This window comes from uncultured Mailhella sp. (assembly GCF_905187505.1).
Classification (GTDB): domain Bacteria; phylum Desulfobacterota; class Desulfovibrionia; order Desulfovibrionales; family Desulfovibrionaceae; genus Mailhella.
In genome coordinates this window covers 1-8,323 of record NZ_CAJJIC010000107.1, presented here as the reverse complement: position 1 = coordinate 8,323, position 8,323 = coordinate 1, and the positions used below count along the sequence as shown (strand labels likewise).

Sequence of the window (8,323 nt, the reverse complement as noted above, 5' to 3'; positions counted from 1 at the left end):
CGGGAACATCGGTCGGCCACGGCAGGCGGGTGCGGCAGCACACGCCTGCACTGAGTTTGCGGCCCGAAACGCGTTCGCCAAGCATACCGGCCTTTGCGTCACGCCCCCTGCTCTGCCGCCTTTTCAAGGCACGACATTCGGCATCCGCACAAGCCCGCCGCGCGGCGAAGCCGCAAGGCGAACCAGGGGGGCGCGGGGGGAATTATTTCCCCCGCTGCCTTTCCTGCCTTTCCGGGGTCCGGGGCGGCGCCCCGGCTGCTCCAGCCTGTCCCTTTCCTCTTTCCTGCCTTTCCAGCCTCTCCCTCCTGCCTGCCCTGTGTTTTTTGACATTCGATTGAATATGCACGTTCTTGACTTGTAATATTCGTTTGAGCATATTTTAGGCGAAGACAACAATGCAAAACGAAGTTCCGTCCGGGCACGAACGGAGCGTCAAGGAGGGAGCATGACGGAGCTGATACGGATACGGGCGTCGAGTCTGCCGGAGCTTTTCGACTGTCCGGCGAGGTGGGAGGCGAAGAACATCAAGGGGATGCGTCTGCCGAGCACGGGTGCGGCGCAGCTTGGGCGCGCGGTGCATGCGGGCACGGCGCTTTTTGATCTTGGCCGGATACGGGGCGCGGGACTCAGCGCGGAGGACTGCGCGACCGAGGTGGTGAAGACCATGCGGCATCCGCGGGAAGAGGTGGACTGGGGGGATTCGAGCCCTGCGGTCATGGAAGGGATCGCGCTGGCGCTGCATCGGAAGTACTGTGCGGAGATAGCGCCGGGCTTCGATTTTGTGGACGTGGAAGCGGAGTGCCGCGGGCTGGAGATAGCGGAGCTCGGCATAGAGCTCACGGGCACGACGGACCGGGTGTATCGTGACGAGCGCGGGCGCTTCGGGATAGCGGACATCAAGACGGGAAAAAGCGCGGTGGGCGTGGACGGCACGGTACGCACGGCGGGTCACGCGGCGCAGGTGGCGGTGTACGAACTGCTTGCCGAGGAAGCCACGGGCCGGGCCATGGACGCGCCGGCGGTGATCATCGGGCTTCAGACGGCGAAGACGGACGCGGGACGACGCGCGGGCACGGGCAGCGTGACCGGAGCGCGTGAGCTGCTCGCGGGGCGGGAAGGCGCGCCGGGACTGCTGGAAGCGGCGGCGGCCATGCTGCGTTCCGGGATATTTTTCGGCAATCCGCGTTCCACGCTGTGCCATCAGAAGTATTGCCCGGCCTATGAGAGCTGCCGGTTCAGGAGGTAACATGGCCTCGATGACGCTTTCCGAACTCAGACAGGCTCCGCGCCCGACGGCGGACGCGGACTTCGTGCACGGCGAGGGCTTTGCGCTCATGGAACGCATGGCGGCGGCGCTGGCGGGTTCCGGCCTGGTGCCGGAGGAGTACCGCGCCGAGGTGCGGGAAGATGGACGCGTGATGAAGAATCCCGCGGCGGTTTCCAACTGCATGATGGCGCTTTGTGCGGCGCGACGGCTGAATCTTGATCCGTTTTCGGTGATGCAGGGGCTGCGCGTGACGGACGGAGGACCGACGTGGAGCGACGGCCTGCTGCTTGCGGGGCTTCAGGGCTGCGGGCGGTTCACGATGCCGTGCATCGGGCTTACGGACGAAGCGGCGATTGCGGAACACGCCCCTGCGGCACGCGGTGAGCAGGCCGGACGATGTGACAGGACACCCGACGAACGCGGGGAAAACGAACGACGGGGCAGGACAAGCGATGACCGCAGCCCCGAGGCGTTGGGACACGGCAAAGGTGACGGCTCCGGCAGAAACGGACGCCGCGGGAACGACGAAGGAGACAACCCGGACGCGACCGCCGGGGCGCGGATTGATGCAGACAACGCGCAGGAAGGCGCGCCCCTTGCGATGAACGGGGGAGCGGGACAGGATGGCCCCGTGCATGCAAGGACCGCGGACGCCGGGCGTTCGGACAAGGCGGCGACGGACAGCCGGCACGAGCTGAGATGCACGGTGCGCGCGCTGGAGAAGGCGACGGGGCGGGAGCTGAGCGTCTCGGCCATGCTGCCCCGCCCCGAGGGGGAAACGCCGACCGATGAGCCCGAGGAGAGGGAACAGACGGCGCTTGCGCTGCGCCGCCGGGCGCTTCTGCGGTTCTGCCGCCTGTACGCGCCCGACCTGTTCCCGGGGCTGTCGCACCATGCCTGTGACGGGGATGAGGAGCGCCCCGCGCCGCGCGCCTCTGCCGACCGCGGCGGGAACGCGCCGCGCGCGAAGGTGACGCTTGAAGAAATCGCGCGTCAGGCGAAACGCAGCCGCGAGGCGGCGCAGTCCTGTGCGGGGAAAACGACGCTGCCGGCAGGCAGGAAAGCCATCCCCGCGACGCCGGAAACGACCTGTCCCGGGGAGGACGCAAGCCCGCCAAACGACGCCGCCCGGAACAGGACCATGCGGAGCGAACACGATGCCGCCGCGACGACAACGCAGTCGGGCAAGGAAAAGGCGCGCATGACGGAAGCGAAAAACGCCGAAGGCGGGGACGACGGCCAGCCGACCAGTGCGCCGAACGGCGAAACGCCCACGAAGAAGACGAAAAAGGAAGGAGCTCCCGCAAAAGTCCCTCAGCCCTGACGTTCCCCTGAACGCGTGACCCCACGAAGCCCGGAGCGCAGAACCCCGCAGTTCTGTCCGCCGGGCTTCTTTTTTTCAAGGCTCGGCAGGGCGGAAGACGGCAAACCCTTCAAGCGATGCTTGAAGTTTTCCGCCGGCCCCTTTTCCCTTCTGCCGGAACGAGCTTCTCCCCGCCCGGCGACGGAACGTCCTCCTCCGCGATCCGCCGTACCTTTCCGTCCGCGGCACGCAAAGAAGGCCCCGTCCCGCCGCACGGGGAAGGATGACGCTTCTGAAGGGAATGCGCTTCTGAAACGCTGGACGGGCCGATGGAAACGCCTCCGTCCGAGCTTTTTCCGGGCGTCGAGGTCTTCGGGACACCTTCCGGGGGAGGCACGGCGTCCGTTTTCATTCAACACCCCAGAACTATTGATACAATCTCTTTAAATTCCTCATTCTTCAAAAGCAGGATTCAACACCTGTTTTACCAGTCCGTCGCAAAAAGAAAACTGACAGCATCATTTTTACCATATTTTTTACATAATGCTATGTAATTCTTCCCCGCAAAAGCGACGTTCACCAAAAGTTCCCCTACCCCGTCATGCTTTGATAACATAGCGGAAAAGTGTACTTTTTCGGCATTTACAATCCATTTGCCAGCAAAAAAATCATTATCAAATAACCACACAAAAAACCAGCAAAAAAATTTTGCCTCAAAAGCTATTTCGCCTTGCCGAAAAAGTACACTTTTTTAACGCCGGTCAGAGGGACAGCATGACCACCGACACAACGCCGAAATCCTCCCGTCAGAAGGAACGTCATTTCAGTCTGCGGGAATTTGTCGACTTTCGCTATCTTCCGTTCATCCGGGAGAACAAGCGCAGCTGGCAGACGGACGAGCGCTATCTGGTGAAGTACGTTCTTCCCTATCTCGGCGCGCGTGCTCTTGAATCCATCGCAGCCTCAAGCATCAACGAGTGGCTTTTGTCGTTAAAAAAGTCGGGTCTGTCGGAGAGCTCCTGCTATCGAGTGTTCTGGCTTCTGAAATACGTTCTGAACTGCGCCGTCCGCTGGAAAGAGCTCGAAAGCGACGCCGCCTTCCGCGATGCCGAATGTCCGCGCGCGCCTTCTCGCCGTTCCCCGCACGTATTGTCGCAGGACGAGCTGCGACGTCTCATTGCGCTGCTCAAGGAGCATTCCGGTCTTCCCGGCGCACGGGCCGTGCATCTTCTTCTGCTCACCGGAGCAGGCAAGGCGGAAATTCTGTCCGCCCGCTGGGAAGACGTGCTGGAGGATGAAGGCGTGCTCGTGACCGCGTCTGGGGGACGCACGCGACGCATTCCACTGAGCAGCGAAGCGCTGGAACTCATCCGCAGCCTTCCCCGCAAGGAAGGCGTGCCGTGGCTGTTCTCGTCGCCGTCGGGCGGACGCCTCACGTCGCTGTTCTACGCGTGGAATCTGATCCGCACCGGCCTCGGCAGACCGGAACTTCGCCTTCAGGATCTTCGACACAGCTTTGCCGACGCCATGCTCCGCAGAGGTCTGTGCGCCGGCGAGGTTCGCAACATCATGGGACACTACCAGCCGGAAACGCTCTCACTGACGCACACGCCGGCACTCTTGAAAAAGGAGCTGTCATGAGTTCTGCGTCCGGACCAAGAATTTCCGTCATCATTCCCGTCTACAACGTCGAAAAGTATCTTGCCCGCTGTCTGGACAGCGTGCTTGCCCAGCGCTTCCCCGACGTGGAAATTCTCTGCATAGACGACGGCTCCACGGACGGCTCTTTGTCCCTGCTTCGCGAGTACGCCGCAAAAGACTCCCGCATCCGCGTGCTGGAACAGGAAAACCGCGGCGTTTCCGCAGCGCGCAACGCCGGACTTGAGGCGGCAAAAGGCACATGGATAGCCTTCGTGGACAGCGACGACGAAGTACTGCCCGACATCTGGACCACGATTCTTGAAGACGCCGGAGACGCGGACGCCGTATGCTTCAGCGCCGAGGAACTGCGCGAGGAAAACGGACGGCGCACAAGCGTGGACTCGGGCTATTTCGACGTGCCCTTTCAGGGGCCGCAGACGCTGACCGACCAGGATCTGATCAGGCTTTCCATGACGGTGTGGGACAAACTGTTTCGCCGCGCGAAAGTTGAAGAGTGCGCCCTGCGCTTTCCTGAAGGAGTGCACTTTGAAGACAACGTGTTCGTGCTGAACTTCTTCGCCCTGAACAGGAACGTGCATTTTGAGCCGCGCAGACTGTACCGCTACATCAGACACGAGGGCTCCATCATGGACGCGGCGTTCCGCAAGAAGCCGGGACAGGCCTTCGATCTTGTCAGGATACTCGATCCCATCCACGACTTCTGGACGCGACACGCGCTTCTGCCGCAGAAAAAGACGATCTTTGAGCGCATCTGCTTTGAACGGCTGCACTTCGCTCTCGAGATATGCCTGCCGTGGGAACAGCCGGGCATCACCTACGCCGTGGCCGAACGCCTTCACAAGTGGCATCTCAGGCCGGACGACCCCTTTCTGCGGGACATTGCCGACGGAAAGGTGAGCATACGTCTCGGCTCCTTCGTGGGCAGAGATCTTTCCCTTCTTCATCTGAAGCCGCTGCAGCGGCTTCTGTACATCGGCAACGTTCACGGCAGAAAGGTTTTCTGTCTTCTGGGCTTCATCCTGTTCAGCTGGAAAAAACATCAGAACCATTGAAAACGCCATGCCCTGCTGTACGCAATTTCCCGTCATCCTTCCCGACAGCCGAACAGAGCGCTCCCGCCCGGGAGCGCTCTCATCCGTGCCAGCCCCGGCATCGAAGGACAAAGAAGTCCTCTGCTTCAACGACGCGTCGCCGGACAGCAATATTCCGGTTCTCGAGTCCCGCCGACAAAACGATGCCCGGAGAAAAATAATCCACCAGAAAAACAATCTGAAAACGACTGACGTTTTCATCGTCGTCCGGCAGACGTCCCGCAGCGGCGCTCAGCGCCGTCAAAACCGATCCGCCGCAAATCCGGATGAACGACACCTTGACGCAAGAATCTTCGACACGACCTTGCGCGGAACGTCCCTTTGCCGGGCACTGATCTTTGGCGTCGTTCAGGACATCATGGGCATACAGGCCCCAAAAACTGAAACATTCAGGGGAAAAGGGGAACAGCAGTGACTGTGAAGAACATCATCGTGGGAGCCGGCATTTCCGGCGCAACCGTAGCCCGGGTTCTTGCCGACCGGGGCGAACAGGCACTCGTGGTGGACAAGAAACCGCACATAGGGGGCAACTGCTACGATTATTACGACAGAAACGGCATCTGCATCCACAAGTACGGCACGCACATCTTTCATACGGACGTGAAGCCCGCCTGGGATTTCGTCTCCCGCTTCACGGAATGGCATCCGTACATGCACAAGGTCGTGGGCCTCATAGACGGCCAGCTCGTACCCATCCCCTTCAATCTGAACTCCATGCGTCAGGTGTTCCCGGAAGCTCTGGCCGCCCGCCTCGAAGACAAGCTCATCGCCCGTTTCGGCTTCAATAAAAAGGTCCCCATTCTCGAACTGCGCAAGACCGACGACGACGATCTCAACTTCCTTGCCGAGTACGTCTACCAGAAAGTTTTTCTCTTCTACACCATGAAGCAGTGGGGCGTGAAGCCGGAAGAGCTCGATCCTGCGGTCACCGGTCGCGTGCCCGTCTACGTGAGCCGCGACGACCGCTATTTTCAGAACCGCTGGCAGGGCATCCCGCAAAAAGGCTACACCGCCATGCTGGAAAAGATGCTCGCCCACAGGAACATCACCGTGAAGCTCGACACCTCCTGGAACGACATAAAGCAGGAATGCCGAGACTGCCGCATTTTCTACACCGGCCCGGTGGACGAACTCATGGACTGGCGCTTCGGCGATCTGCCCTACCGCAGCATCACGCTCGAGTTCCGTGAATACGATCGCGAGTTCTTCCAGTCTCATTCCGTGGTCAACTACCCGGAAAACTACGATTTCACCCGCATAGGAGAATACAAGTACTTTCTCAACGACATATCCCCCCGCACGGTGGTGTCGTTCGAGTACCCCTCGGCCTACCGCCGCGGCGTGAACGAACCGTACTACCCCATTGCCGGGGAAGAAAATGCGGCTCTGCATGAAAAGTATCTTGCCGCCGCCCACGCCGAATATCCCGACATCCATTTTCTCGGACGCCTCGGCGACTACCGGTATTACGACATGGACAAGGCCGTTGCCCGTACCCTCAAGCTCATGGAGAACCTGTAGTGCCTGCCGTATCCGTTCTCGTGCCGTGCGGCAACGTGAACGACCATGTTCGTCAGCATCTGGACTCCGTCACTGGTCGGACGCTGAAGGTCATGAATATAACATACTCCGATAATGATGCTCGTATCAACTGTGTTCTCTGCACATCCCGGCAAATACATGGGCATTGTAAAATCAGACGGCGGCCTTCTTCCAGAATCACTTAGGAATGCCTCTGGCTCCTTCATGAGCAAAGCCGACATAATTTTAACAATACATTATAACCATGCATCAATATCCTCATATAACATATAATATTCATAAGCACACATATATCATTTGATTTTTTAATTTTTTCAAGCGGATAATGGAAACCTACAATCATCGTCACACAGGATGGTATGAAGAATATGTCAGAAAACTCCATAAAGGTATCAATTGTCGTTCCGTGCTATAATGTCGAAAAATATGTTTCGCAATGCATTGAAAGCATATGCAATCAAACATTAAAAGATATAGAAATCATATGCATCAATGACGGCTCAAAAGATAATACCCTTTCGATACTTCATGATTTTCAAAATAAAGATAATAGAATAAAAATTATTGATAAAAAAAATACCGGATATGGAAACTCCGTTAATATGGGTATGGCAAAGGCTCAGGGAAAATATATCGGCATTGTCGAATCTGACGACTTTATCGAGCCGAAAATGTATGAAGAACTGTATCGTGCCGCAGAGTTTCAAAATCTTGATGTCGCTCGATGCTGCTACTATGAATATCATACGGCAGACAACAGCAATATTAAGAGAGACTTCCCCTGGGTTCCCAAGAATACCGTTTTTTGTCCATTGAATGATGACCTTGCCCCGTTCTGGCAGCAGCCTACGATATGGATCAATCTGTACCGCAGGGCATGGCTTGAAGAGAACAACATTAAATTTCTCGAAACTCCCGGAGCCTCCTATCAGGATACTTCCTTCAGTTTCAAAGTCTACAGTCTGGCGAAGAGATTCATGATGCTGGATACTGCCTATCTGCACTATCGTGTGGATAATGCAGAATCTTCAATCAACAGCAAGGGAAAAGTTTTCTGCATATGCGATGAATGGAATGAAATAAATAGTTTCCTTGACTCACATAAAGACATATATGAAAAAGTAAAATATATTGTTCCTGCCGTACAACTTGGAAATTACAGATGGAATTATAACAGATTGCAAAAAGAAGATCGTTATCCTTTCATTCTTGTATTGCATAAAGAATTGAAGAAATACATAAAAAGAAAGCAACTAAAATGGAAAAGATTTACAAAAAAAGAAAGAAGACAGTTATTCTGCATAGCGTATTTCCCGATTATAAAAAAATTTTTCAATAACAATCTTTAACTTCAAGGAACAATACTACAATGAACAATAAGATATCAGTTATCGTTCATGTCTATAACATGGAAAAGTACCTTGGTCGATGTCTCGACAGCCTTATCTGTCAAACATA

The 8,323-nt window shown here is 56.7% G+C and carries 7 protein-coding genes; all 7 read left to right on the top strand.

Going from position 1 to position 8,323, the window contains the following annotated elements; translation table 11 throughout:
- The first annotated feature begins 445 nt into the window (after positions 1-445).
- The 7 genes from QZZ60_RS09170 to QZZ60_RS09140 all read left to right on the top strand — a co-directional run bounded on the left by QZZ60_RS09170 (position 446) and on the right by QZZ60_RS09140 (position 8,214).
- Complete coding sequence (locus QZZ60_RS09170; RefSeq protein WP_295640730.1) at positions 446-1,246, top strand: PD-(D/E)XK nuclease family protein; 801 nt, start codon at positions 446-448, stop codon at positions 1,244-1,246.
- 10 nt (positions 1,247-1,256) lie between these two features.
- Entirely contained in the window at positions 1,257-2,591 is a 1,335-nt protein-coding gene (locus tag QZZ60_RS09165) for a hypothetical protein (protein ID WP_295640728.1), read from the top strand.
- Positions 2,592-3,344: 753 nt separating this feature from the next.
- Positions 3,345-4,211, top strand: coding sequence for a site-specific integrase (locus QZZ60_RS09160; RefSeq protein WP_295640726.1), 867 nt, complete (start codon positions 3,345-3,347; stop codon positions 4,209-4,211).
- The gene (locus tag QZZ60_RS09155) at positions 4,208-5,284 is read left to right on the top strand and encodes a glycosyltransferase (protein ID WP_295640724.1); all 1,077 of its coding nucleotides are present in this window, start codon (positions 4,208-4,210) and stop codon (positions 5,282-5,284) included. The genes QZZ60_RS09160 and QZZ60_RS09155 overlap by 4 nt, the downstream gene beginning before the upstream one ends.
- Before the next feature lie 7 nt (positions 5,285-5,291).
- Positions 5,292-5,738 (top strand): hypothetical protein, encoded by a 447-nt coding sequence (locus QZZ60_RS09150; RefSeq protein WP_295640723.1) that lies wholly within the window; start codon positions 5,292-5,294, stop codon positions 5,736-5,738.
- Positions 5,735-6,844, top strand: a complete 1,110-nt coding sequence (gene glf / locus QZZ60_RS09145; RefSeq protein WP_295640721.1) for a UDP-galactopyranose mutase — start codon at positions 5,735-5,737, stop codon at positions 6,842-6,844. The genes QZZ60_RS09150 and glf overlap by 4 nt, the downstream gene beginning before the upstream one ends.
- Positions 6,845-7,233: 389 nt before the next feature.
- Positions 7,234-8,214, top strand: coding sequence for a glycosyltransferase (locus QZZ60_RS09140; RefSeq protein ID WP_295640719.1), 981 nt, complete (start codon positions 7,234-7,236; stop codon positions 8,212-8,214).
- Positions 8,215-8,323: the final 109 nt, after the last annotated feature.

Excerpts from the sequence above, each read along its gene's own strand:
- QZZ60_RS09155 (WP_295640724.1), top strand. The coding sequence starts at position 4,208 with ATGAGTTCTGCGTCCGGACCAAGAATTTCCGTCATCATTCCCGTCTAC.
- QZZ60_RS09150 (WP_295640723.1), top strand. The coding sequence starts at position 5,292 with ATGCCCTGCTGTACGCAATTTCCCGTCATCCTTCCCGACAGCCGAACA.
- QZZ60_RS09160 (WP_295640726.1), top strand. The coding sequence starts at position 3,345 with ATGACCACCGACACAACGCCGAAATCCTCCCGTCAGAAGGAACGTCAT.
- QZZ60_RS09170 (WP_295640730.1), top strand. The coding sequence starts at position 446 with ATGACGGAGCTGATACGGATACGGGCGTCGAGTCTGCCGGAGCTTTTC.
- QZZ60_RS09165 (WP_295640728.1), top strand. The coding sequence starts at position 1,257 with ATGACGCTTTCCGAACTCAGACAGGCTCCGCGCCCGACGGCGGACGCG.
- QZZ60_RS09140 (WP_295640719.1), top strand. The coding sequence starts at position 7,234 with ATGTCAGAAAACTCCATAAAGGTATCAATTGTCGTTCCGTGCTATAAT.